This window comes from Streptomyces liliifuscus (assembly GCF_016598615.1).
In the GTDB taxonomy this organism is placed as follows: domain Bacteria; phylum Actinomycetota; class Actinomycetes; order Streptomycetales; family Streptomycetaceae; genus Streptomyces; species Streptomyces liliifuscus.
The window spans coordinates 7,475,335-7,499,857 of the sequence record NZ_CP066831.1 but is presented as its reverse complement, the minus strand read 5'-3'; the positions used below and the strand labels follow the sequence as shown (position 1 = coordinate 7,499,857).

At 71.2% G+C, this 24,523-nt stretch carries 22 protein-coding genes, 1 tRNA gene and 1 pseudogene; 14 read left to right on the top strand and 10 right to left on the bottom strand.

Translation table 11 applies throughout. The annotated features are described in order from the left end of the window. Positions 1–69 precede the first annotated feature (69 nt). Both JEQ17_RS50905 and JEQ17_RS32290 read right to left on the bottom strand, forming a co-directional pair. Positions 70–333 (bottom strand): hypothetical protein, encoded by a 264-nt coding sequence (locus JEQ17_RS50905; RefSeq protein WP_383383513.1) that lies wholly within the window; start codon positions 331–333, stop codon positions 70–72. 695 nt (positions 334–1,028) lie between these two features. Beyond that, a complete protein-coding gene (locus tag JEQ17_RS32290) occupies positions 1,029–1,736 on the bottom strand; it encodes a hypothetical protein (protein WP_200398478.1) in 708 nt (235 codons plus the stop codon). Between the two features lie 160 nt (positions 1,737–1,896). Between JEQ17_RS32290 and JEQ17_RS32285 the strand changes: the two genes are divergently transcribed. Continuing rightward, positions 1,897–2,418, top strand: a complete 522-nt coding sequence (locus tag JEQ17_RS32285) for a GNAT family N-acetyltransferase (protein ID WP_200398476.1) — start codon at positions 1,897–1,899, stop codon at positions 2,416–2,418. Positions 2,419–2,490: 72 nt separating this feature from the next. On the opposite strand, the gene JEQ17_RS32280 is transcribed toward JEQ17_RS32285, so the two are convergent. Next, positions 2,491–4,608, bottom strand: coding sequence for an MDR family MFS transporter (locus JEQ17_RS32280; RefSeq protein ID WP_200398474.1), 2,118 nt, complete (start codon positions 4,606–4,608; stop codon positions 2,491–2,493). Positions 4,609–4,775: 167 nt separating this feature from the next. Here JEQ17_RS32280 and JEQ17_RS32275 point away from each other — a divergent pair, with 167 nt between their 5' ends. After that, entirely contained in the window at positions 4,776–5,885 is a 1,110-nt protein-coding gene (locus tag JEQ17_RS32275; RefSeq protein ID WP_200398472.1) for a peptidoglycan-binding domain-containing protein, read from the top strand. Here the strand turns inward: JEQ17_RS32275 and JEQ17_RS50750 are convergent. Together JEQ17_RS50750 and JEQ17_RS32265 are read right to left on the bottom strand one after the other, a co-directional pair. Then, positions 5,834–6,145 (bottom strand): annotated as a pseudogene (locus JEQ17_RS50750) (hypothetical protein); the annotation flags it as partial. The gene JEQ17_RS32275 and the pseudogene JEQ17_RS50750 sit on opposite strands and share 52 nt — an antisense overlap. A 243-nt stretch (positions 6,146–6,388) precedes the next feature. Further along, positions 6,389–7,057, bottom strand: a complete 669-nt coding sequence (locus JEQ17_RS32265; RefSeq protein WP_200398469.1) for an HAD family hydrolase — start codon at positions 7,055–7,057, stop codon at positions 6,389–6,391. Between the two features lie 333 nt (positions 7,058–7,390). Here JEQ17_RS32265 and JEQ17_RS32260 point away from each other — a divergent pair, with 333 nt between their 5' ends. The 4 genes from JEQ17_RS32260 (at position 7,391) to JEQ17_RS32245 (ending at position 12,710) form a co-directional block, all read left to right on the top strand. Next, a complete protein-coding gene (locus tag JEQ17_RS32260; RefSeq protein ID WP_189838102.1) occupies positions 7,391–8,035 on the top strand; it encodes an HNH endonuclease family protein in 645 nt (214 codons plus the stop codon). A gap of 134 nt (positions 8,036–8,169) precedes the next feature. Then, positions 8,170–9,813, top strand: a complete 1,644-nt coding sequence (locus JEQ17_RS32255) for an alkaline phosphatase D family protein (protein WP_200398467.1) — start codon at positions 8,170–8,172, stop codon at positions 9,811–9,813. Positions 9,814–10,273: 460 nt separating this feature from the next. After that, positions 10,274–12,157 carry an FAD/NAD(P)-binding protein gene (locus tag JEQ17_RS32250; RefSeq protein ID WP_234048802.1) on the top strand — a complete coding sequence of 628 codons (1,884 nt, stop codon included), beginning with the start codon at positions 10,274–10,276 and terminating at the stop codon, positions 12,155–12,157. An 88-nt stretch (positions 12,158–12,245) separates the two neighbouring features. Beyond that, positions 12,246–12,710 carry a DoxX family protein gene (locus JEQ17_RS32245; protein ID WP_200398465.1) on the top strand — a complete coding sequence of 155 codons (465 nt, stop codon included), beginning with the start codon at positions 12,246–12,248 and terminating at the stop codon, positions 12,708–12,710. A gap of 115 nt (positions 12,711–12,825) precedes the next feature. Here the strand turns inward: JEQ17_RS32245 and JEQ17_RS32240 are convergent, their stop codons facing one another. Further along, positions 12,826–13,428: a superoxide dismutase family protein gene (locus JEQ17_RS32240; RefSeq protein ID WP_234048458.1), complete on the bottom strand. Its 603-nt coding sequence runs from the start codon at positions 13,426–13,428 to the stop codon at positions 12,826–12,828. Between the two features lie 329 nt (positions 13,429–13,757). On the opposite strand from JEQ17_RS32240, the gene JEQ17_RS32235 reads away from it, so the two are divergent. Then, positions 13,758–14,480 carry a DedA family protein gene (locus JEQ17_RS32235; RefSeq protein WP_200398461.1) on the top strand — a complete coding sequence of 241 codons (723 nt, stop codon included), beginning with the start codon at positions 13,758–13,760 and terminating at the stop codon, positions 14,478–14,480. Positions 14,481–15,013: 533 nt separating this feature from the next. Here the strand turns inward: JEQ17_RS32235 and JEQ17_RS32230 are convergent. Together JEQ17_RS32230 and JEQ17_RS32225 are read right to left on the bottom strand one after the other, a co-directional pair. After that, complete coding sequence (locus tag JEQ17_RS32230; protein ID WP_200398459.1) at positions 15,014–15,295, bottom strand: DUF2277 domain-containing protein; 282 nt, start codon at positions 15,293–15,295, stop codon at positions 15,014–15,016. 141 nt (positions 15,296–15,436) lie between these two features. After that, positions 15,437–15,949, bottom strand: a complete 513-nt coding sequence (locus JEQ17_RS32225; RefSeq protein WP_200398457.1) for a GNAT family N-acetyltransferase — start codon at positions 15,947–15,949, stop codon at positions 15,437–15,439. Positions 15,950–16,094: 145 nt separating this feature from the next. Here JEQ17_RS32225 and JEQ17_RS32220 point away from each other — a divergent pair, with 145 nt between their 5' ends. After that, entirely contained in the window at positions 16,095–16,466 is a 372-nt protein-coding gene (locus JEQ17_RS32220) for a hypothetical protein (RefSeq protein ID WP_200398455.1), read from the top strand. 68 nt (positions 16,467–16,534) lie between these two features. Here JEQ17_RS32220 and JEQ17_RS32215 read toward each other — a convergent pair whose 3' ends face one another. Continuing rightward, positions 16,535–17,902 (bottom strand): Tat pathway signal sequence domain protein, encoded by a 1,368-nt coding sequence (locus tag JEQ17_RS32215; RefSeq protein ID WP_200398453.1) that lies wholly within the window; start codon positions 17,900–17,902, stop codon positions 16,535–16,537. A 376-nt stretch (positions 17,903–18,278) separates the two neighbouring features. On the opposite strand from JEQ17_RS32215, the gene JEQ17_RS32210 reads away from it, so the two are divergent. Continuing rightward, complete coding sequence (locus tag JEQ17_RS32210) at positions 18,279–19,151, top strand: alpha/beta fold hydrolase (protein WP_200398451.1); 873 nt, start codon at positions 18,279–18,281, stop codon at positions 19,149–19,151. 653 nt (positions 19,152–19,804) lie between these two features. On the opposite strand, the gene JEQ17_RS32205 is transcribed toward JEQ17_RS32210, so the two are convergent. Next, positions 19,805–19,879, bottom strand: a tRNA-Val gene (locus tag JEQ17_RS32205). Positions 19,880–20,194: 315 nt separating this feature from the next. Between JEQ17_RS32205 and JEQ17_RS32200 the strand changes: the two genes are divergently transcribed. The 5 genes from JEQ17_RS32200 (at position 20,195) to JEQ17_RS32180 (ending at position 24,438) form a co-directional block, all read left to right on the top strand. After that, complete coding sequence (locus JEQ17_RS32200; RefSeq protein ID WP_200398449.1) at positions 20,195–20,911, top strand: DUF4097 family beta strand repeat-containing protein; 717 nt, start codon at positions 20,195–20,197, stop codon at positions 20,909–20,911. 74 nt (positions 20,912–20,985) lie between these two features. Continuing rightward, complete coding sequence (locus JEQ17_RS32195) at positions 20,986–22,404, top strand: hypothetical protein (RefSeq protein WP_200398447.1); 1,419 nt, start codon at positions 20,986–20,988, stop codon at positions 22,402–22,404. A gap of 281 nt (positions 22,405–22,685) precedes the next feature. Then, on the top strand, positions 22,686–23,330 hold the full coding sequence (locus JEQ17_RS32190) for a DUF4383 domain-containing protein (RefSeq protein WP_200398445.1): 645 nt from the start codon (positions 22,686–22,688) through the stop codon (positions 23,328–23,330). A gap of 9 nt (positions 23,331–23,339) precedes the next feature. Next, positions 23,340–23,564: an FmdB family zinc ribbon protein gene (locus JEQ17_RS32185; RefSeq protein ID WP_055616513.1), complete on the top strand. Its 225-nt coding sequence runs from the start codon at positions 23,340–23,342 to the stop codon at positions 23,562–23,564. Between the two features lie 184 nt (positions 23,565–23,748). Next, on the top strand, positions 23,749–24,438 hold the full coding sequence (locus JEQ17_RS32180) for a DedA family protein (protein ID WP_200398443.1): 690 nt from the start codon (positions 23,749–23,751) through the stop codon (positions 24,436–24,438). Positions 24,439–24,523: the final 85 nt, after the last annotated feature.

Genomic DNA, 24,523 nt, shown 5'->3' with positions numbered 1-24,523 from the left:
GTATCGCGTACGGGAGTTCGCGTACGGGGGTTCGCGTTGATGTACGGGAGTTCGCGGGGGTACGTGGGCTCAGAGCCGCAGCAGTCGTTCCGCCAGTTCCCTGTAGTCCCGTAGGGCCAGCCGGAGTTGTTCGGTGTCGGTCTTTTCCTCGCCGGTGGTCTGCCAGGACGTACGGAGTGTGCGGCGGCGCTCGGTCACGGCGTCGGTGAAGCGGGCCGCGACCTCCTGGAGGACCTTGTCGGCCTCCTCGACCGAGCCGCGGGGGCCGTCTATGAAGCCGGCCACTGCGTGTTGTAGCTGGTGGGTCCACTTTTCGCCGGCGTCGGGAGACATCAGGCGTCCGCCTGCGCCTCCGGCTCCGGCGGTTCCGGCGGTCGACTTGGTCTGGGTGGCGGGCGGGCTGCCTGGGACAGGTGTGTCGCCGGGAGCCCTTGAACTCCCCGCCGTGGTCTCGTGCAGGTCGTCTTGGGCTGAGCGCGCAGTTCCCCGCGCCCCTGACGGGGCGGGTGTGCCTGCGCCGGTGTCGGAAGCGGGGGGCCCTCCGGGGGTGGCGGGCCTTCCGGCGGCCTCGGCCCGGCCTGCAGCCCCGGTCCGGTCGGGTATCTCGGTCCGGTCGGGTGACCCGGCCCGGCCGACAGCCTCGGTCCGGTCCGGTGACCCGGTCCGACCGCCGGCTCCGGTCCGGCCGGCAGTCTCGGCGCGGTCAGGTGACCCTGCCCGGTCGGGTGCCTCCGTCCGGCCGATGATCCCGGTCCGGTCAGGGGCCTCCGTCCGGCCGATGATCCCGGTCTCGTCGGGTGCCCCGGCCGGAGCGGGTGTCCCGGTCCGGTCAGGTGTCCGGGTCGGGTCGGCAGGTGTCTGGTGGTCGGGAGAGGTCCGCCGGTCGGGGGAAGTCCGTCGGTCGGCTGACGCGCGTCGGTCGGCCGGTGTTCGCCGGTCGGGGGACGACGGCCGGTCTGCCGACGTCGGGGGGTCGTTGCGCTGTTCCGGTGAGGGTCCGGTCGTCTTGTTGTCGTCCGGCATGGCTCTCAACTGCCCTTCACATGGCGCCTGTTGAGTGCCCACGGCGCGTGCGTGCGGCCGCGGGCCTTGTCGGTTCGGGTGGTCGCGGGCGCTTCGTCGGTCTCCTCGCGGGACTCGTTCTTCCCCCGGGACAGCGCCTTTTCTTCCCCGCGGACCGGGGCCGTCAGGTCCTGGAAGAGCGCGCGGGCCTCGACGAGGGCCTCGCGCAGTTCCTCCGTACCGGCCGCCGAGCCCGCGCCGGAGCCGGCCTTGGGCGCGTGCGCGGCCCGGTGGACGCGCCGGTAGCCGTGGACGTGGTGCGCGTGGTGCACGGAGAGCGCGTCGAGCTGCTCGTCGTGACGGCTGCCGTCCGGGAACCCGCGGGCGCCGGCCACCTCGGCGATGAGCCGGTCGGCCTCGACGACGGCGTCGCGCGGCGAGTCGACGAACTGCTCCTGCACGGCGGTCCAGCGGACCATGTACCGCTCCCGTGCCCCGGGCTCCAGCGGCTGCTCGCGCAGCGATCCGTGCCGCTTCACCCGCTCTTCGAGTTCGTGCTCGGCGGCCTTGGAGTCGCCGTCGTGCCGGGCGACGGCACGGTCGTACTCGGGCCCGAAGCGCCGCTTCAGGCCTCGCCCGCCGCCCGCCCCGCGGGCCACGACGGACCGGGCGACCACGGCGGCCACGAGAGCCACCGCGACCACGATCAGAAGAATGATCAAGCCTGTGGACATGGAATGCCTTCCGGGTTCTGGGCCCAGTGGGCCGCTTCCCAAGCCGGGTTGCCCGGACGACGGTCCCCAAACTGCGCTCGCGACATCCGTACGGCAGCGCGTCGGCCACGGAGGTAATTCGCTTGCGGACGGCGTACGGCGTCTCGTGACAATGCCCGCCATGAAGACACGTACGGCCGGTGTGCCGGAGCCCTGGGCCGTCGCCCCCGAGCCGTTCGACTCGCCGGCCGCGGTCGCCCTCTGGCGGGCGTACTACACGGAGGTCAGCGACCGCTGGTACCGGCTGCACCGCGGGCACGACACCGACCCAACCGAGCTGGAACGCGAGATCGCCGCCGACGCCGGAGCCGAATTCGCCCCGCCCGGTGGGGTGTTGCTCGTCGCACGGCACGACGGTGAGGCGGCGGGCATGGCGGGCGTACGACTGCGCGACGCGGCGACGGGCGAGCTCAAGCGTGTCTTCGTACGCCGGGATCTGCGGGGCAGGGGCGGGGGTGCCGTTCTGCTCGGGGCGGCCGAGGCGGCTGCCCGGGCGCTCGGGGCCGGGCGGCTGATCCTCGACACGCGGGGCGACCTGGTGGAGGCGCGGGCGCTGTACGCCCGGCACGGCTACGCGGAGACCGAGGCGTACAACGACGACGTGTACGCCGAGCACTGGTTCGCCAAGCGACTCACCACCTGAGCCGCCCGCCCGTGGTCATGTCCCACCGGTGGCCGTGCCCCGCGCGTCAACTGCCGGGCCGCCAGCCCGGGTTCACTTGGTGAGCCACACCCGGCCGGTCGGCTTCGGCACGGTTCCGTTGTGGGGGCGTTCCTCGTTGGAGCCGCACATCTCGGCGTTCAGCTCCTTCACGAGCCGGACCAGGTCGGTGGGGCGGTCCGGGCCCCACCAGTCGCCCAGGAGCTCGGCGAGGGACTCCTCACGGGCCTGGGCCAGCTTCTCGGCGGCTTCACGGCCCTGGTCGGTCAGGACCAGGTCGAGTCCCTCCCGTACGGCGAGATGCCTCTCCTCGACCTGGCGGGCGGCCGCGATGACGACATGCAGGGGCACGGCGCTGCGCTCGGCGAGGACGGCGGGCTCGGCCCAGCCGTAGCGCCTGATCCGCAGCAGGAGCCAGCTCGCGGCGGGCAGCAGGTCGTACCCGGCGCGGGCGGTGATCTTCTTGTAGATCTCGCGCCGCCCCTCGCGGGTGCCGAGCACGGACAGCGCGCGGCACACCTCGTCGTACGAGGAGCGCTCCACGGGGTTGCTGGCCAGCGTCTGGGTGGCGTCGGGTGCCGTGACGGAGGCCCGCAGCCTGTCCTCGCGCAGGAACCAGGCGAGCACGAAGCCGGCGAGGGCGACCGGGGCCGCGTACAGGAAGACGTCCGTGATGGATGTGGAGTACGCCTCGACGACGGGCGGCCGGAGTGCGGCCGGGAGGTCGGCGATGATCTTCGGGTCGGCCTTCAGCGCGTCCGTGCCGAGGCTCGGCGGGAGGTCCTGCCCCCGGAGCGCGGCGGTGAGTTCACTGCCCAGCCTGCTCGCGAAGACCGTGCCGAAGATGGCGACGCCGAACGAGGCGCCGATGGAGCGGAAGAAGGTGGCGCCGGAGGTGGCGACGCCGAGATCCTCGTACGAGACGGCGTTCTGCACGATCAGCACGAGGACCTGCATGACCAGGCCGAGGCCCAGGCCGAACACGAGGAGGTACGAACTCATCTCGGCCGCGGAGCTGTTCTCGTCGAGCTGGTGCAGGAGCAGCAGGCCGAGCGCGGTGACGCCCGTACCGGCGATGGGGAACACCTTCCAGCGGCCCGTGCGGCTGACGATCTGCCCGGAGACGGTCGAGGAGACGAGCAGTCCGGCCACCATCGGCAGCATGTGCACGCCCGACATGGTGGGCGAGATGCCGTGGACGACCTGGAGGAACGTCGGGAGGTAGGTCATCGCGCCGAACATCGCGAAGCCGACGATGAAGCTGATCACGGCGGCGAGGGTGAAGGTGCGGATCCGGAACAGTTTCAGGGGCAGTACGGGTTCGGCGGCCCGCCGTTCGACGGCCACGAACGCCACGGCGAGGACGACACCCAGCACGGCGAGGCCGATGATCTGCACCGAGCCCCAGGCCCAGGTGCTGCCGCCGAGCGAGGCGACGAGGACCAGGCAGGTGGCGACGGCCGCGATCAGGAACGTACCGAGGTAGTCGATCGTGTGCTTCTGGGCGCGGACCGGGATGCGCAGGACGGTCGCGATGACGGCGAGCGCGACGATCCCGATGGGGAGGTTGATGTAGAAGACCCAGCGCCAGCTCAGGTGTTGGGTGAACAGCCCGCCGAGCAGCGGGCCGAGCACGCTGCTCGCGCCGAACACCGCGCCGAACAGGCCCTGGTACTTGCCCCGTTCGCGGGGCGAGACGATGTCGCCGACGATCGCCATCGACAGCACGATGAGTCCGCCGCCGCCGAGTCCCTGGAGGGCGCGGAAGGCGATCAGCTGGGGCATGTTCTGCGCCATACCGCACAGTGCGGAGCCGATCAGGAAGATCACGATGGCGGTCTGGAACAGCTTCTTGCGTCCGTACTGGTCACCGAGCTTGCCCCAGAGCGGGGTGGCGGCCGTCGAGGCGAGCAGATACGCGGTGACGACCCACGACAGGTGGTCGAGACCGCCCAGGTCGCTGACGATGGTCGGCAGCGCGGTCGACACGATGGTCTGGTCGAGCGCGGCGAGGAGGAGTCCGAGGAGCAGGGCGCCGATCGAGACGAGGACGCCGCCCTTCGGATGCTCCTGACCGGCGGTGGCACCGCGCGAATGGTCCCGGGTGTGGGGGGCCGCCTTCGGTGTGTCCGTGCCGTTCGTGTCGTTCGCACCGTGCGCATCCTCGGCCATGAAGACCTCCCGGCCACGAGAGTCCCGTTTTCTCTTCCATCCTGGTCGGTGTGACCGGTTATGGCCTGTTGAATCCGCTACGGAGTCCGGGATTCCGGGGGTAACCGGGAGATTGTGTGGAGGGTGTCTGCATAATCGCTGGAGTTCGTACGGGGAGGAACCCACACGTGAACGACCGGAACGGGCACATATGCCCGGAATGCGGGGCGCCCTGGGAGTCGGGGGGCTCCCCCACGTGCGACTGCGGCCGCCGGGCGGCGGACGCCCTCCTGGAGACCCGCTCCGCGGAGGCCGCCGCGGCGGAGGACTTCGACCCCCTGCGCATACGCCCCTACGTGGACCTGGCCCCACCGACACCGGAAGCGGCGGACTCGGCAGCCTCAGCCACTCCGGAACCGCCCGCCGGGACGCCGGGCGCCCCTGCGGCTGACGGCACGGCGTACGAGCACGGACGCGGGCACGAGCACGAGCACGGGTACGAGCAGGGCTATGACCACGGCTACGGGTACGGGGCGCCGTCCGAGCCGCCGCCCACGAGCGAGATGCACGAAAGGGAGCCGGCGGACGCGGCCGCCACAGCCCAGCTGCCCCGCGCGACGGCGCTGCCCCACTCCCCCTCTCCCGACAGGAGCCTCTTCGAGGAGGCCCATCGGCTGGATCCGGCCGAGGAGCCCACGGAGGGCACGGGCCGACGCCGTCGCTTCGCGCTCGTCGGGGCCGGCGCCACAGCGGCGGTGGTCGCGGCGGCCGGGTTCGCGAGCGGGCTGTTCTCGTACGACGCGCCGTCGCGGGAGAGCGCGGCCCCGGACGACATACGGGCGAGCGTGCCGGACGCGACCCTGGACGAGCCGTCGCCGTCGGTCTCCGAGTCGCCCACGCGGTCGCCGTCACCCTCACCGACGGAGTCGAGCAGCGCGAGCGCCACACCGTCACCGACGAGGTCGACGGCGTCACCCGCTCCGCCCCGCCCGACCGCCACGACCCGAGCCCCGTCGACGGGTGCCCCCACCCCGACGACCAGTCGGCCCTCCACCCCACCGGAGAAGGCCGAGCCCGTGACACTGCGCCGCGGCGACGAGGGCCCCGAGGTCACCGAACTCCAGCAACGCCTCCAACAGGTGGCCCTGTTCGCAGGCACCCCCGACGGCGACTACGACAACAAAACCGAAACCGCCGTCCGCAACTACCAACTGACCCGAGGCATAAACAACGAGGACGCCGGCACCTACGACAAAGAAACCCGCACCCGCCTGGAATCAGAAACAACGGAGCCGTAGAAAACGACCCTGAGCCTCGAAGACTCCGGGCTCCGGGCTCCGGGCTCCGGGCTCCGGGCTCCGGGCTCCGGGCTCCGGGCTCCGGGCTCCGGGCTCCGGGCTCCGGGCTCCGGGCTCCGGGCTCCGGGCTCCGGGCTCCGGGCTCCGGGCTCCGGGCTCCGGGCTCCGGGCTCCGGGCTCCGGGCTCCGGGCTCCGGGCTCCGGGCTCCGGGCTCCGGGCTCCGGGCTCCGGGCTCCGGGCTCCGGGCAGCGAAGGCGCCGGAGGCCGCCCTGTCAAACGGCCCGGCCCCAAGCTTTCAGGGGCGCGGGGAACTGCGCGACAAGCCCCCACCGCCCCGCACACGACACCAAACCCCAGCCACCCCAGGGGCGCGGGGAACTGCGCAACCAGCCCAGCCCAACACAACCCGCACCCGACAGCCCCCAGCCAAGCCAAGTCCAGCCGAGCCCAACTCAGCTCAGCCCAGCCCGGCCCGGCCCAGCCCACAATCCCCGACCCCAGGTCACCCCACCCGAAGCCGAACCACCCCACCCCCCAAAACCTCAACCCGCACCTGCCGAAGATCCCGCACAACAACATCCGGCCGATGAAACCCGGCCCGGGGCCCGACCCCGACCACCCGCATCCCCGCGGAGCGCCCCGCCGCGATCCCCGCCCCCGAGTCCTCGAACACCACACACTCCTCAGGCGCGACACCCAACTCGGCCGCCCCCTTCAAAAACCCCTCAGGATCCGGCTTGCTAGCCCCCACGGACTCGGCCGTGACCCGAACCTCCGGCAGCGAAAGCCCCGCCGCCCCCATTCGCGCCGTGGACAGCGCCACATCCGCGGACGTGACGAGCGCATGCGCCACCACTCCCCGCAGCGAGGCAAGAAACTCCGCGGCCCCCGGAATCGCCACGACCCCGTCCATGTCCGCCGTCTCCTCGGCGAGCATCCGCGCGTTGTCGGCGTAGTTCTGCTCCATGGGCCGGCCGGGCAGCAGCACGGCCATCGACGCGTACCCCTGCCGCCCGTGGACGACCTTCATGACCTCGTCCCCGTCGAGCCCGTGCCGGTCGGCCCAGCGGCGCCACACGCGCTCGACGACGGCGTCCGAGTTGACGAGGGTGCCGTCCATGTCCAGCAGCAGGGCACGGGCGGTCAGCACGGTTGACGCCGTCATCGGCATGCTCCAAAGCGTGGAAGAGGGTCCCGGGCGGGCCATTCCGTGACCCCCGGGGGGACAAGGCGGCCCCGCCCGCCGGTCAGGGAGTGCGGACGGGAGCCACTTTGTTCCCCCACGGTACAAAACGAAGGCCCGATCCCGCTACCACCCCAGAGCCCCCATTCCACACGAACCCACAACAAGGCGGCCGACGAAAACCCGAAAGTCCCGCCCCGCCCCTTGTTGTGTCATGACCACGTCATTAACTTCTCACCTGACGCACATCTCCCGGAAACCGGCCACCGCGAGCATTCAGTCGCTCGCAGGTCAACTTCCCCCCACCCCAAGGGAGTTCGCATGCCGAAGATCTACGCGCGTCGACGGCTGAGTCTAGTGGCCGCCTTCGCCGGATTGATAGCCATGGTCGGGCTTTTCAACGGCCCGACCGCCTCCGCCGCGCTGCCCACCCCGGTCAGCGCGGCCACCGCCCGCACCTACCTCGCCTCGCTCACCGTGGCGACCGAGGACCGCACCGGCTACGACCGCGATCTCTTCAACCACTGGATCACCATCAGCGGCACGTGCAACACGCGTGAGACGGTCCTGAAGCGCGACGGCACGAACGTCGTCACCAGCTCCGCCTGCGCGGCCACCAGCGGCAGCTGGTACTCCGTCTACGACGGCGCGACCTGGACCGCCGCCTCCGACCTCGACATCGACCACCTCGTCCCGCTGGCCGAGGCCTGGGACTCCGGCGCCGACAGCTGGTCCGCCTCCACGCGCCAGGCCTTCGCCAACGACCTCACCCGCCCGCAGCTCATCGCCGTCACGGACAACGTGAACCAGTCGAAGAGCGACCAGGACCCGGCCGAGTGGATGCCCTCGCGCACCGCCTACGCCTGCACCTACGTACGCGCCTGGGTCCAGGTGAAGTACTACTACGACCTCTCCGTCGACTCGGCGGAGAAGAGCAAGCTCAGCTCGGTCCTGAGCGGCTGCTGATCACCAACTGATCCACAGCGGACCGGCGGCAGAAGAGCGGCCGCTGGGCAACTGATCAACTGCACCATGCACGGAACCTCCCCGCTCACCTCCGTCGTTCCGTACCGTACGGGGCGACGGAGGAGAGTGATCGCGTGGCGGGACTGCGCCTGGGTCCACTGCTGAGGTACGTCGACGGCTCGTCCGCGACCATCTGGGTCGAGGCGAGCCGCCCGTGCACCGCCGAGGTGCGCTGCCCGGGCGGCGCGGGAGGCGAGGCCCGTACGTTCCAGATCGCGGGCCATCACTACGCCCTGATCCCGGTCACCGGCCTGACCCCGGGCACGACATCCTCGTACGAGGTACTGCTCGACGGGGCACAGGTCTGGCCGCTCCCCGAGTCCCGCTTCCCGCCCTCGGTCATCCACACTCCGGTGGACGACCACGAGACCGTGCGGGTCGCCTTCGGCTCCTGCCGCTGGGCCACACCGGCCGCCGACGAGAAGGACCCCGGAGGGCCGGACGCCCTGGACACCCTCGCCGCCCGCATCGCCGCGGACCCGGACGGCGAACGCCCGGACGTCCTGCTGCTGCTGGGCGACCAGGTGTACGCGGACGAGGTCTCGGACGCCACCCGCCGCTGGCTGGAGGCGCGCCGCGGGCTGAACGAACCGCCGGGCGCCGAGGTCGCGGACTACGAGGAGTACACGCACCTCTACTACGAATCGTGGCTCGACCCCGAGATCCGCTGGCTGCTCTCCACCGTGCCCAGCTGCATGATCTTCGACGACCACGACGTCATCGACGACTGGAACACCAGCGAGGCCTGGGTCGCCGACATGCGGGCCACGCCGTGGTGGCGCGAGCGGATCCTGAGCGGCCTGATGTCGTACTGGGTCCACCAGCACCTCGGCAACCTCCCGCCCGAGCTCCTCGCCGAGGACCCCCTGTACGAAGCGGTCCGCGCCACCCCCGACGGCACGGACGCCCTGCGCACCTTCGCCGCCCGGGCCGACACCGACCCGGCCTCGGTCCGCTGGAGCTACCGCCGCGACTTCGGCCGCACCCGGCTCCTGATGATCGACTCCCGCGCGGCCCGCGTCCTCGACGAGAAGAACCGCTCGATGCTCGACCCGGCCCAGGAGGCATGGCTGCGCGAGCAGGTGCTGGAGGAGCCGGGTTCGTACGACCATCTCCTCATCGGCACCTCCCTGCCCTGGCTGCTCCCCAACCTCGTGCACGACGCGGAGGGCTGGAACGCCGCGTTGTGCCGGGGCGAGCGCGGCGAGCGCTGGGCCCGGTTCGGGGAGAACCTGCGGCGGGCGGCGGACCTGGAGCACTGGGCGGCGTTCCCGACGTCGTTCGACACGCTGGCGGAGCTGATCGCCGAGGCCGGCTCGGGACCGCAGGCACCGGCGACGGTGTGCGTGCTGTCCGGGGACGTGCACCACGCGTACATCGCCGAGCCGGTCTGGCGGGAGGGCCTGCCGGGACCCGACGCCCGGGTGCTCCAGCTGACCTGCTCCCCCGTCCACAACTCCATCCCGCTCTCGATAAGGCTCGGCTTCCGTTTCGGCTGGAGCGGGGTCGGCCGCGCGATCGGCCGCCGCTTCGCCCGGCACGGCAGACTCGGGCGTCCACCCGTCGACTGGCGGAAAACCGGCGGCCCTTGGTTCGGCAACCAGCTCATGACGCTGACCCTGCGCGGCCGTTCGGCACGACTGCGACTCGACCAGGCACGACAGGAACGCGGCGGCGCGGCCCGGCTGCGGACGATCGTCGAATCCGAACTCAGCTGACACACGGACACGGAGAGTCACAACTCCCCCGCGCGCCACCGTTCTTCACACGACCGCGACGGGGGAGCTCACGGCGACCGGCCACCTCCACCGACAGCGTCCCGCAATTCCCCGATTGCATACGTTTATTGCGTACGTTGCCCACGTTGCCCAAGTGCTGTCGCGTTGCCCGTGATGCACACGCTTGTTGCCCATGGTGTTCGTGACGCATCCCACAACCGGCCCGGTTGATCCGTTCCAGGGCTCGGCTCCCGTGGCGCGCGACGGCATGATGATGCGGACCGTCCGCTTCCGGCGGACGGTGTGCTCTGCCCAGCGCCCCACCTGTCCGGGAGTCACACCTTTGTCTGCAGCGACCGCGGAGCCGACGGACCCGGCACGGACCACGGAACCGGCGGAGACCGCGACGTCCGGGAGAAGCCGGGCCGCGTCCGTCGCGGCCGTCACGTCCGTCGCGCTCGTGGGCGCCGGACCCCGCGGCACCAGCGTCCTGGAACGCCTCTGCGCCTCCGCGCCCGAGCTCCTCGCGCCCGGCACGCGGCTGACGGTCCATGTCGTCGACCCGTCGCCGCCGGGCCCCGGCCGGGTCTGGCGCACCGCCCAGCCGACCGAGCTGCTGATGAACACCGTGGCCTCGCAGGTCACCCTCTTCACCGACGACAGCGTGGACTGCTCGGGCCCGATACGCCCCGGCCCGAGCCTGCACACCTGGGCCGACGGCGAGCTGGGCCCGGACGACTATCCGACGCGCGCCCAGTACGGGCAGTACCTGGAGTGGGTCTTCGGCGAGGTCGTCCGCGGGGCACCGCCCGCACTGCGGGTCCTGACGCACCGGGCGCGCGCGACCCGCCTCGACGAGACGGCCGACGGCCACCAGATCCTCGTACTCGACAACGGCCGCACCATCGCGGACCTGTCCGCCGTGGTCCTGGCCCAGGGCCATCTGCCGGCCGTGGCCGACCGGGCACAGCAGCGCCTGGCCGCGTACGCCGACCGGCACGGCCTGCGCCATGTCCCGCCCGCCAACCCGGCGGACCTCGACCTCTCCTCCGTCGCGCCCGGCGAGACCGTCCTCCTGCGCGGTCTCGGCCTCAACTTCTTCGACCACATGGCGCTGTTGACGACGGCGCGCGGCGGCCGCTTCCGGCGCACTCCCGGCGGCCTGCGTTACCTCCCCTCGGGCCGCGAGCCGCGCCTGCGGGCCGGCTCCCGCCGCGGTATCCCGTACCAGGCGCGCGGCGACAACGCGAAGGGCCCGTACGGGCGTCACGTGCCGCTCGTCCTCACGCCTGACGTCATCTCCCGTTTCCGCAAGCGCGCGGACTCGGGCGACGCTCCGGACTTCCTCGCGGAGATATGGCCGTTGGTGGCGAAGGAGGTCGAAACGGTCTACTACGAGGGGCTGTTGGGACCTGCCTCCACCCTGATACGCGGCTTCCGTGAGCGCTTCCTCGCCGTCCCCCACCGTGCTCCCCAAGAGGCCCTGGTCCTGGGCGAGTTCGGGATCGCGGAGGCCGACCGCTGGTCCTGGGACCGGATTTCACGGCCGCACGGCGGTCGGGTCTTCACCGGTCGCGGCGACTTCCGGGAGTGGCTGCTGGACCACCTCCGCGAGGACGCCGCGCAGGCCGCGCTCGGCAACGTCGACGGTCCCCTCAAGGCGGCTCTCGACGTACTGCGCGACCTGCGCAACGAGTTGCGGCAGATCGTCGACCACGGCGGGCTCGGGGGAGCCTCGCGCCGGGAGCACCTGGACCGCTGGTACACCCCGCTCAACGCGTTCCTCTCGATCGGCCCGCCCCGGCGTCGTATCGAGGAGATGACCGCGCTGATCGAGGCGGGCGTCCTGGAGGTGCTCGGCCCGCGACTGGAGGTGCGGGCCGAGGACGGGGCCTGGGTGGCGCACTCGCCCGACGTACCCGGCTCGACCGTGCGGGCGACGACGCTCGTCGAGGCACGGCTGCCGGAACCGGACCTCCGGCGGACGGCCGACGAACTCCTCGCCCGGCTGCTGAAGACGGGCCAGTGCCGCCCGCACACGGTGGACGGTTACGAAACCGGAGGGCTGGACGTAACACAGCGCCCCTACCGTCTGATCGACCGTCAGGGGCGCGTGCACGCAAGGCGGTTCGCGATCGGAGTGCCTACGGAGGGTGTGCACTGGGTGACCGCCGCCGGGGCCCGGCCCGGTGTGGACTCGGTCACGCTGTCGGACGCCGACGCGGTGGCGAGGGCGGTTCTGCGAACGGCCGCGGAGCAAGCGGGACAAGGCCGAGAGGCGGATCCGGAACCCACAGCACACACACAAGCATGGCCAAAAGTTGAACTTGCAAGCATTGATTAGGCCGACCTAACGTTGAGCACTCACTCGGTTCCGTCCCCCACACCGGTCCCTTTCCGGACCGGATCCTGACCGAAGGAGTTCTCCCCACATGACCGGACGCCTCAACAGCGCCCAGCCGTACGCCATCGGCCTGTTCCGGATCGTCATCGGCCTGCTCTTCACCTGCCACGGCGCCGTCTCGCTCCTCGGCGTACTCGGCGGACTGGACGGCAAGGGCTCCACCGTCGAGACCGGCGCCTGGCCCAACTGGTACGCGGCCGTCATCGAGCTCGTCGGCGGCAGCCTGGTCCTGCTCGGCCTCGGCACCCGCGTCGCGGCGTTCATCGCGTCGGGCGCGATGGCCTACGCGTACTTCAAGGTCCACCAGCCCGAGCACCTCTGGCCGATCCGGAACAACGGCGAGGGCGCGGCCATGTACTCCTGGTCGATGCTCCTGCTGGTCTTCACCGGCTCGGGCGCCTTCGGCCTCGACCGCCTGTTCAAGGGCCGCTCGTCCTCGTCCGCGTCCTCCCCGTCGGACGGGAAGCGCTCCTCGAAGCCGGTCACGGCCTGACGGCCGGCACCCCGCGCCCCTTTCAGGGGCGCGGGGATTGCTTTTCAGGGGCGCGGGGAACAGCGCGACCAGCCACGACGCACCCGCAGGTGACGCACCGGACCCGGCGGAGCGCTCACGCGGCCCAGCCGAAGGGCACGCTGAAGCAGGCCAACCGCACGCCCGAGCCGCCCTGTTCACCGTGCAGCACGACGGACCCGGCCTCACCGAACCGGAAGTTCCAGTCGTGGCGCGCACTCGCCGCACCCATCCCGCGCGCATCGGCCGTGAAGTCGAGCCACACCTCGTTGTCGGGGTTCACATCGGCGGGGTTCGTGGACGGCCGGTGCTGGTAGTGCCCGCCCGCGGCGGCCGGATCGGCGCCGCACGGCTTCCGGTGCACATGCGCGCCGTACTCGTGTCCCGCCTTCAGCCCGGTCACCCGCAGCTTCACCGTCGTGGCACCACGCTCCGCACTGCGCTGACCCACCTCGATCCACGATCCGGCGGGCACGAGCCTCATGTCGTACGTGACGGCCGCCGACGGGACGAAGGCGCCGGGCGGGGCGAAACGGGCGTCGGTCCGCATCGAGTAGCCGTGCTTGCCGCCGGTACCGCCGCCACCGGCGGCACTGCCGCCCGGCTCGACCGTGCCGCCGTCGCCGCCATTCGCACCGTACGCACCGCCCGCGCCGGTCGCGAGCGCGGCCGACGCCAACACCACGACGGCGAGCCCCACTCTTCCTGTCCGAGCTGTCCGAGCTGTCCGAACTGTTCGCGGTTTTCGTACCGCTCGCCCTGCCGCTATCCCTGACACCATCGCCGGTTCCGCTCCTCACACCATTGGTCGCCCCTCTCCGTTGGTACGGGACGCGGCGCGGGCCCGCCCGCCGGGAAGCGGCAGCCGGGTGAACATGATGTGGCGAACGTACGTGCCCCCTGTGGATCTCCTGTCGGACCCGAGGCGTACGCTGTATGGCTGTCACAGGCCGCTCCTGCCGCTCCCCCGCGACATCGCGGCATTCACGGCACGGTTCGGGCCTACGGGGGAGACACAGGGGAGTTCGGGTGCTTGAGAGTGTGGGGTCGCTGTCAGGCAGCCCTTGGATCTACAGCCAATGGATCTATGCCGTGGTGGCTCTGTCGGTCCTGTTCGACGTCTTTCTGCCGGTACTGCCGAGCGGCGTCCTCGTCATCACGGCGGCGACGGCGGCCGCGGCCGGTACCGGTGCGGCTGCCGTGCATGTGCCGGACATCCCGACCGCGCACGTGCCCGACCTCCTCGCGCTGACCCTCTGCGCCGCGACCGCCTCGGTCCTCGGCGACCTGGTGGCGTACCGGCTGGCCTGGCGCGGCGGGGAGCGCCTGGACCGCGCCATCGCCCGCTCCCGCCGTCTGCGAGGTGCGCAGGAACGTCTCGGCGCGGCGCTCGCCCGCGGTGGTGGCGCCCTGGTCGTGCTGGCCCGCTTCGCGCCCGCGGGCCGCTCGGTCGTCTCGCTCGGCGCGGGCGCCGCGCACCGCCGCGTCCGCGAATTCCTGCCGTGGTCGATCCTCGCGGGGCTCGCCTGGGCCGCGTACAGCGTCGCCCTCGGCTACTTCGGCGGCCAGTGGCTGGGCGCGACCTGGCTCGCCACCGGCGTCTCACTGGTGGCGCTCTTCGGGGCGGGTGCGGGGGCGGCGTTCCTGATGCGACGACCGTCACCTGTGCCTGTGCCTGTGCCTGTGCCCGTAGCCGTGTCGGTACCGGCGCAGGTGCAGGTACAGGTGCCCGAGGCGGGCCCGGGCGCCTGAGGCGGGCCCGAGGCCTGAGTCGGGCCCGGGTGCCTGAGACGTACGCGGGTGCCTGAGACGTACGCCTCAGGCCTGAGGCGTACGCGGCCTGGGTGGGCGTGCCCTCGGGTGGGCGTGCCCTCGGGTGGACGCGGCCTGGGATGCGCACGCCCTCGGATGCGCACACCCTCGGGTGGACGCGGCCTCGGATGGGCTCGGCCTCGCGTGGGCGCGCCACTGACTGGCCGCACCGCTGGCTGGCCGCACCGGCGACTCAGCGCATCCTGGCGGCTGAGCGCACCAAGGCTGCGTACGCCAGGTCAGTGGCCGCGCGCCTCGTACGGCCCTCGTTCTACGGGCCTCGTTCTACGGGCCTCGTTCGGCGGGCCTCGTTCGGCGGGCCTCGTTCGGCGGACGCCCGCCGATGGGCGCCAGCCGACAGGCTTAGTTCGGCGGACGCCATTCGACCGGCGCCGCTCGGCAGGCCTTTTCGGCGGAAGCCAATCGACCAGCGCCATTCGGCAGGCCTTGTTCGGCGGAAGCCGGTCGGCCGGTCAGCCCGCCTGACGGCTGTCGGCCTGGCGGTTGTCGGCCTGGCGGTTGTCGGCCTGGCGGCCCGCGGCCGTCTGCCCTCGTATCTCCAGCCCGTCCAGCAGCTCGGCGGTCGCCTCGGCGATCGCATCGACCGCGCGGTCGAAGACCTCGCGGTTGTGCGCGGCCGGGGCGCGGAAGCCGGAGACCTTGCGGACGTACTGGAGCGCGGCGGCGCGGATGTCCTCCTCCGTGGCCTCTTCGGGCAGGACGGGCGGTCGGAGAGTCTTGATGCTGCGGCACATACGTCCAGTCTCGCGCGCGCCACTGACATCGCGCCCGGAAACGGCGACGCCTCCACGGACAGCGCGGGAAACGACCATGGACATCGGGCCCCGGCGCCAAGCCCCACGCCGGACGGACGGACCTCCCCGCCAAGCCCCGCGTCAGCCTTCGCCGAGGTCGACCCGCCAGTCGTTCGACGTGATCCAGTGGCCCTTCGGGTACTCGAACTCGGCCGTACCGAGCAGTTCGAATCCGGCGCTGCGGCAGACCGCGTTCGACGCGGGGTGATCCACGCTCGGAAAGGCATGAAGGTACCGGTGCTCCCCGGCGGCCCGCGCCTCCTCGACGACCGCGCGGGCCGCCGCCGCGGCGAACCCGTGTCCCTGGAACTCGGGCAGGACCCCCCACCCGGTCTCCCACACCTTCCGGCCCCGCCACTCCCGCTCCCAGAAGCCGATCGAGCCCACGGTGTCGCCGGTGTCCGCCGACGTGACCCGGTACATGCACCCCGGCCCCAGGCCGACGTAACGCCGGTGCCGGTCGATGAGCTTCTCCTCGGTCTCCGGACCGCCCAAGTGCTCCGTCATCTCGGGGCTGTTGGCCCTCTGGAGAAGCCAGAAGTCGCCTTCCGCCCACGCGTGCAGTCTCACCTGCGATGTCTCTGCGCTGTCCATGGTGGCCACCCTAGGACGGGGGTCGGACAACGCCAGGAGCCCGACAGTGCGCCGTGGCCGTGGAGGAGGCCGTCGCCGCGACACATTCGCGTGAAGTCCCCCAAGGAACTCGCATCCCAAAATCGAACAGGCGTAGCATTGTCGCGTGGCTACGACCTATGACTTCCCGAGTGACCTCCTGGCCGGTCAGGAGGAGCTGCATCAGGTCCGGGCCGAGCTTCTGGCCCTCTTGAAGCGCCTCCCCTGGTCGGTCGAGCCCCTGGACGGCTTCAGCGACGACCACGGCTGGCGCAAGGTGGAGCGCCCCGCCTCCCCCGGCTGGACGGCCGACGAACAGGCCGAGGTGGAGAAGCTCCGCGAGCGCGAGCGCGAACTCACGGTCTTCGTGACCTGCCACCGCTTCTGGGCGGAGGTCGCGGCCGCGGAGAAGGTGGACGCGAGGATGTCGCTCAAGCACGTAAGGGAGACGGAGACACCGGCACAGGAGCCGGGCGCGGAGGGCCGCTCCACCCCCTGAGCCCCCTGAGCCTCCGTGAGGCCCACGACCCGCTCGCCCATGAGGCCGGCCCGACCGGCGCGCCCCGCTCAGGCCCGCAGCGGATTGGTCCGCGTAGCCGCCAGCAGGTACCACGCGGTGGCCCCCACGTGCCGGTACGGGTAGTAGCCGAAGCCGAACCCGGTGTCGAGCGGGCTGCTCGCCGAGACGACACCGGAACGGTCGGGAAGCGCACGACCGCCGACGGTCTGCCCGGCGCCGAGCAGATCCTGAGCCCGCTCGATACTGGCGACCAGCCGACGAGCACTCGCCTCATCACGACGCCCGTCGCGATCCCGCAGAGCGAGCGCGAGATGAGCGGTCCCCTCGAACCACACCCCATTGCGGTCGGGCTTGGGCTGGAACTCGGCGATCGGGGCGTCCTCGTTCGCCACCAGACTGGCGGAGCTGAAGGTGACGCCTTCGTACGTCTGTCCCGCGGGAACCGTGCTGTTCCGCCGGTCGGCGTGGTCGAGCACGGCGAGTTCGGCCGCAGCCCAGTCCAAGGACCGGGAGTACGAGCGGGAGTCGAGGGCGAGATGGGTCCAGGTCTGGGTGTCCTCGGGGATCGGGGACTTGTTGACCGTCACCCCGTCATTGGTGCCGGTGTAGAAGAAGCCCCCGGCCGGCTCCCACATCTTCTTGACGAAGGCCTCGGCCCGCGCACGCCGCTCCCGCCACACCCGGTCGCCGGTGAGCAGGGCGAGCCGGCCGAACAGACAGACCAGATCGGTGTTGTGCTCGGTGGAGGTGAAGGGCAACTTCTCGTCGGCCCCGTTGACGCCGAACTTGTAGCCCCCGAGGGGTTCGTCGGTGCGCCCGATCCGCTCGATCCACGTACCGATCCGCACGGCGCCCTCAAGAAAACGACGGGCCCCGGTCCGCCGGGCGAGTGCACTCAGGGCGATCCCCGCCCAGGCCATGTCACCCACGGCCGTACCCGTGAACCCGAACTGCGTACCCACGTTGGCGGTGCCGTCGGCCCGCACGAAGCCGTCCGGCTGCAGCGACCCGTCGAAGAAGGTGTACGGCCCGACGTTGTAGGCCTGCCGCAACCTGCCGTCGTCGTACACCGGGTCGTGCTCCTGGGCGTAGAGCAACGCATCACCAAGCACCACGGCTCTGGCCCGCCCACCGGCGGTACCACCCGCCAGCTGAGCCAGAACGGCCAAAGCGTTGTCGTACGTGAAGGCCGTACTGAAGAGCCCCGCCTGATCGCTGTAGCTCTGCGCCAGCCGAACACTCCCGTGCTCCGGATAGCCGTCCATGGCAGCAGCCAAGAACCCGAGCCCACGCCGCCGACCGGACCCCCCGGAGGCATGCGCCACCCCGGAACCAACCACGGCGACCCCCGCGACCCCGAGCCCGCCACCGATGAGCGCACGACGACCGAACGCCGAACCTTGCCTGCCGACCATGACTCTCCCTGAAAACGTACGAGCCGAACGTACGAGGAGCACCCGCCCTGAGAGCGCTCTCAAGAGTGCGCGCTCATTGTGCTGACACAGAGGGCCGGGGTCAACGCCCCCGCCACACGGACCTGTTGAGGACCCGGCCGACCCAGAACAAGGCTCGCAGCTCACCTGCGCCGGGCACTATTTCGAACATCGAAGTCACCCTGAGCCTCGCACAGGCATCGAGCAGTTCGTCGCCCCGACAGCCGCTCACCCGCCGAGCCCCTCGGACCGGGCACGGCCCCCTGACGCCGACGCCTCACCCCCGCCCCATCGAAGGCGACGCGATAGGCGATACGATACGTCTCGTATCGGCAAGCTCGGATACCAGAGGAGCATCATGGAACGCTTGGTCGACGCGGCGCCCGGCATACACCTGTGGGTGGAGGATCGTGGCGCCGCCGATGCGCCTCCACTTCTGTTGATCATGGGTGCGCAAGCGTCCGGCCTGGGCTGGCCGGACGAACTGGTGGACATGCTCGCCTCTCGTCATCGCGTGATCCGCTACGACCATCGCGACACCGGCCGCTCCACCTGGCCGTTCGACCAGCAGCCCTACCCCCTCACCCAGCTCGCGGAAGACGCCGTCACCGCGCTGGACGGTCTCGGTATGGAACGCGCCCATGTAGTGGGCATGTCCCTGGGCGGGATGCTCGCCCAGCTCCTTGTCGCCGACCATCCCGACCGCCTGCTCAGTGCCACCCTGATCGGCACGAGCGCACTCAGCACTGTCCCGTACGTGCACCCGGACGGAACACTGATCCCGCCCGAGGAACTCCCCGGCATCGCCCCCCGACTGCTGGAGATGTGGGCCCGCCCCGTGAAGGACCGGGGCCTGGAAGCCGAACTCGAGCGGCGGGTTGAGCACTGGCGGCTCCTGGGCGGCGACCAGCTTCCCTTCGACGCCGAGTACGCCCGCGGCCTGGAACGCAAGGTCATCGAACACGCTGGGCGCTACAGCACGAGCACCGCGCACGCCCGTGCCGACACCTCCGGACTGGATCGCACTGAGCAGTTGGCGCAGACCAGCGTGCCCACCCTCGTGATCTCTGCCCCGGCCGAACCGGTCGCCCCGCCACCGCACGCCCACCACCTCGCCCAGGCGATCCGTGGCGCACGCATCGTGGAAATACCTGGCATGGGTCACGCACTCCCCCGTGAGGTGCACGCCCCACTCACCACCGCAATCCTGGACCACACCGACAACTGCTGATGCGCATCGATGTCACCACGGTTCCGCCGACCCGACTGAGAGATCCGTTTCGAGACGGCAACGGCAGTCAGCGATGCTCCCGGCTCGGGGCAATCGGCTGCGGTCGCCGGCCCGCATCCTCTTCACTGGAAGCATGCAGCTACTTGGGCCACCGGTCGGATGGACAGCGAACAAACACCGGTCGGGTACAAAGTCCCACCTGGGGAAGTGTGCTTGGAACGCTCCATGCCCCAATGACGCTGTGTGGAGCGTGCATGTTGAGGACAAGGGTGGCGACAGTTGGTGGGCCGTATGCGAGGAACACCGTGCCGCCTCGTCGGTTTTGAGCGCCGAGCCTCCGACTGGGTAGCAGACGGCCGGGCTGCTGTGCGCGGCGCCCTGCCTCGGAGGCCTCGTCCAGTTCAACGTCCTTGAACTGATGCACCGTATGGGCCACTCGTCCGTGCGGGCCGCACTGATCTGCCTGCACCTCGTCAACGGGCATGACCACCAGATCGTCGGCTACGTCGACAGACAGGTCAGGAAGGTGAGTGACCCCCACGCCGCCCATCTGGCGTGCGAGTGGCACGGCGCCGAACGGTCGCCGACAATGATCAAGGCCCAGACCACCGGATTCACACCGGTCGACCTGGGCCTTAGTCGTGTCCTGGGACTGGTGGGCGCGGACGGTTTCGAACCGCCGACATCCGCCTTGTAAGGGCGGCGCTCTACCGCTGAGCTACGCGCCCGGGACGAGTCGACAGCCTACATTGCCCGGGGCGGTGCCCCGCAAACCCGTTACCGCGGGACAGAGGCTGGTCCCGCGCCCGGCCCGGCCCCCCTCTGATGCGGGGGTTTACCCCACCCCCGATCCGGGAGTGGCCCGGATCCCCCGGTGGGCCCCGGCTCCGTACGGTCGAAGTATGTCCGGGTCACAGCGTGGGGCCAAGGGCGTTCGAGTGCGGGGGAGTCCTGTCATGAGTGGTGTTCAGCGATCTTTGAGCAAGCGGCCTTCGAGGAGCGGTGGGCGGCGGCGTTCGATTGTCGCCGTCGGTGTGGGGGTCGTGGCTGTCGGCGTGTTCGCCACCGGATGCGGGGCCAGTGCGGGGGACGACAAGGATCCGGAGAAGCGGGCCTTCGCGCTCAGTGGGCGGACGCTGACCGTGGACTCCGACGACTCGGCGCTCGAACTGGTCGCCGCGGACGTCGACAAGGTCCAGGTGACGCGCTGGTTCGAGGGCCGGGTCGCGATCGGTGGGGACCCCAAGGTGACCTGGGCGATGAAGGACGACACCCTCAAGCTCCGTATGCACTGCTCGGGTGTGGTCTCCGACTGCTCGGCCAAGCACCGCATCGAGGTGCCGCGTGACGTGGCGGTCGTCGTGAGGGACGACGACGGCAGCGTGAAGGCCGACGGTTTCAAGGACTCTCTGGACATCCACACGAAGGACGGCTCCGTACGGGTCGAGGACGTGGCCGGGGCGCTCACTCTGCGTACCGACGACGGCTCGGTCGAGGCGACCGGCGTCGACTCGCGGCGGGTGGACGTGAACACGCAGGACGGGTCGGTGCGGCTCGACCTCACCGTCGTACCGGACCGGGTCTCGGTGCGCGGGGACGACGGTTCCCTGACCATCGGGCTGCCGAAGGCGACGTACCGCGTCACCACCGGGACCGACGACGGCGCAGTGGATGTGTCCGTGCCCCGTGACGAGGGCAGCTCGCATGTGGTGTCCGCCCACACGAAGGACGGGAAAGTCACCGTGCGTACCGCGAACTAACCGGCCCGTGTGTTCGTCCTTACCTGGTGGGAGAATGACACGGGGCAGGACGGATGACAGCACGGGAGAGGGAAGTGACGGCGACACCTTCGCAGCCGTACACACCGTTTGTGCCATGCGCACAGCAAGTTCCTCGCCCCCGTGCCTGGTTCGGGCGCACGGGGGCGCGTGGTGCTGGCCGCGACCTGCTGGCCCTGGTGCTTCTTCCGCTCCCGCTGCTCGCGCTCACGCTGCCCGCCGCGTTCGCCGGCGGCGGCACCCGGCGATGGTTCGGCGGGCGCTCCGAGAGTCAGCGGGCCGAGGCCCAGGCGGCGAAGGACGCCGCGGCGGCCGCGTTCTACGAGCTCGACACCGCGCAGCGCGATCTGCGGATCTCGATCGAGACGATCACGGCCGTCGACGACTCCCCCGCCGCCCGCCGCGCGGTCTCCGACTTCGACGCGCTCGGCCGCCGCATCGACGAGGCCAGTCGTACGTACATCGGCGCGGTCGACGCCCACGACCTCGACCGGGACGACCTCGAGGCCTCCGTCGCCGCCCACGCGCGCACCGAGCTGACGAAGGCCAAGGACGAGCTCGCCCGGGTCAAGCAGGAGCTGGACCGCTTCGAGCAGGGGCTCGGCCCCCTCCTCGGCAAGGCGGAGACACAGCTGGCCCGCCTCGCCCCGGCCGTCGAGCGCGCCCGCCAGTCCCTGCTCGCCGCGTCGAACGCACTCGACGCCGTACGGGGTACGGAGCTCAAGGCCGACGACCTCGCCGCCCGGCTCGCCGCCCTCGCCCCGGAGCTCACCAAGCTGAACCAGGGCGCGGGACAGCACGGCGTACCGGAGACGCTGGAGCGCGCCGACCGGGTCGCGCGGGACGCCGAGGCGGTCCGCGCGGAGGCCGAGCGGCTGCCGGAGCGGGCCGCCGAGATCGACCGGCGCCTCGTCTCGCTGCGGACCCGCGCGCAGGCGCTCACCACGCGGTCCGGGCAGGTGGAGCCCGTGCTGAGCGAGCTGCGTCGGCGGTTCTCGGCCTCCTGCTGGCAGGACCTGCAGCATGTGCCCGACCAGTCCGCGGACACCGTCCGGCAGGCCGAGCGGAAGCTCGCGGAGGCGCGGACCGCGCGGGACGAGCAGCGGTGGGCGGACGCCACGTCGCTGTTGTCCACGGTCCGGGCGCTGCTGAACACGACCGACGAGGCCGTGTCCGCGGCCGGCGACCGGTTGCGGCGGCTGAACGAGGTGTCGAAGGACCCTCAGCGGGAGATCGACCGCACGCGGTTCGCCATCCGGGACGCGCAGCGGTTGGCCATGTCGGGGCGCAATACGCCCGACCCGCAGCATGCGCGGCCGCTCGACGAATCGGTGGCCCGGCTGGAGCGTGCGATCGGGACGTTGGAGGGGCGGCATCCCGACTACTGGCACTTCCTGACCGAGCTGGAGGGTGTGCGGAGGACTGTGGGCCGGGTGGTTTCGCAGATTCGTGAGGAGCGTGGGGGCGGAGCGTGAGCGCTCCGCCGGGGGCGGGTGAAATGCGCGCGGGGCCGTGGGGCGGCTGATGCATGGCATACGGACCGTGGGTGATGTGCGGGGCCGTGGGGGTTGCGCATTCCATGCAGGCCGTGGCGTATGTGCGGGGCCGTGGGGGCTTGGCGCGCAGTTCCCCGCGCCCCTTTGGGGCGCTCCGGTTACCCGGCGTCTTTCAGGTCTGCTTCAAGTGTGGCGGTTCGGGCGTCCGGGGCGGATGCTGAGGATAGGTACGGCCTCCGCTCGGACCCGAGGAGGCGGATATGGCCACGCACGTGCTTCGTACGGCGCCGAGGCGGCGGATCAGGCTCGATGAGCATCTGCCGGTCGATCACCGTCTCAGCAAGTTCTACCGGGTCGGCGCGGGGCTGATGGGTCTTGTGCTGCTCGCCTTCGGCATCCTGGGGCTGATCGACAAGGTCGGCTTCTTCGACACCGGCGGGGACACCGTCGCGGGGCTGAACACCAACGGCGCGCTGAGCGTGCTGTCGATCTGTGTCGGGCTGCTGCTCTTCGTGGGCATGGTGATCGGCGGCAATGTCGCCTCGACGCTCAACATGATCCTCGGTGTCCTGTTCATCCTCAGCGGCTTCGTGAACCTCGCCCTCCTCGACACGGGCTTCAACTTCCTCGCCTTCCGCATCCAGAACGTGCTGTTCAGCTTTGTGGTCGGCGTGATGCTGATGTTCTTCGGGATGTACGGACGTGTCGGCTCGGCCCTGCCGCACGACAACCCGTACTGGCGCTCCCGCCACCCCGAGCAGGCCGCCCGCGAACAGCGACTGCGGGCCGGCGCGGACCTCCGGGCGAGCGCCCTGCCCGGAGCCAAGGGCAACCCCGCCCTCTCGGAGAGCCGAACCACTCCCCCCGAAGGTGGGCCCATGGGAGACGGGCGGAGCACCCGCTAACCTGTGCCCATGCCTCGCTACGAGTACCGCTGCCGGACCTGCGGAGACACCTTCGAGAAGAGCCGTCCGATGGCCGAGTCGTCCGCGCCCGCGGCCTGCCCGGCCGGCCACGACGACACGGTGAAGCTGCTGTCGACGGTCGCGGTCGGCGGCTCGGCCTCGGCGCCCGCACCCCGCCCCAGCGCCGGTGGCGGGGGCGGAGGCGGTTGCTGCGGCGGGGGCTGCTGCGGCTGACCCACCGGGACCGCGCGGATCCCCGAGGACGACCGCACGGAACCCTGCCGTCGTCCGTCGTCCACCGCACGTGGATCCCTGTCGTCGTCCACCGCACGGATCCCTGCCGTCGTCCGCCACAAGGACCAGGCCCCCCGCAATCGTCCTCAGGCTCTCTTCAGCTTCGGTTTTCTAGCGTGGGGGCATGACAGCCATCGCAGCCGCCGCGCCGGACAACAGTGCTCCGCAGTGGATCAACAGCCTCATGGACACGCTCGGGGCGCCGGGCGCGGGCATCGCCATCGCCTTGGAGAACCTCTTCCCACCCCTGCCGAGCGAGGTCATCCTGCCGCTCGCGGGGTTCGCGGCGAGCACCGGGCAGATGAACCTGTTCGCGGCCCTGCTGTGGACTACGGCCGGCTCGGTCATAGGCGCGCTCGCGCTGTACGGCGTGGGGGCGCTGCTCGGCCGCGACCGTACGGTGGCGATCGCGGCCCGGCTGCCGCTGGTGAAGGTCTCGGACATCGAGAAGACGGAGGCGTGGTTCTCCCGCCACGGCACCAAGGCCGTGTTCTTCGGCCGGATGATCCCGATCTTCCGCAGCCTGATCTCCGTGCCCGCGGGCGTCGAACGCATGCGTCTGTCCGTGTTCCTCGGCCTGACCACGCTGGGCAGCGCGATCTGGAACACCGTCTTCGTCCTCGCCGGCTATCTGCTCGGCGAGAACTGGTCGCAGGTCACCGGCTATGTGTCGACGTACTCGAAGGTCGTGCTGGTGGGGGCGGTGCTCGCGGTGCTTCTCTTCGCGGGCGTACGGCTGTTCAGGCCGGGCCGGGGCGGGCGGCGCCGCGCGAAGGAGGGGCAGACCGGGGACGAGGAGAAGGTGGCTGCCTGAGCCGTCCGCAGCCGCCGTTCAGGCCCCCCTACCGAAGCCCGCCGGTCAACCGCCTCCGCCACCCACCCCTACCAGCAGCCCTACC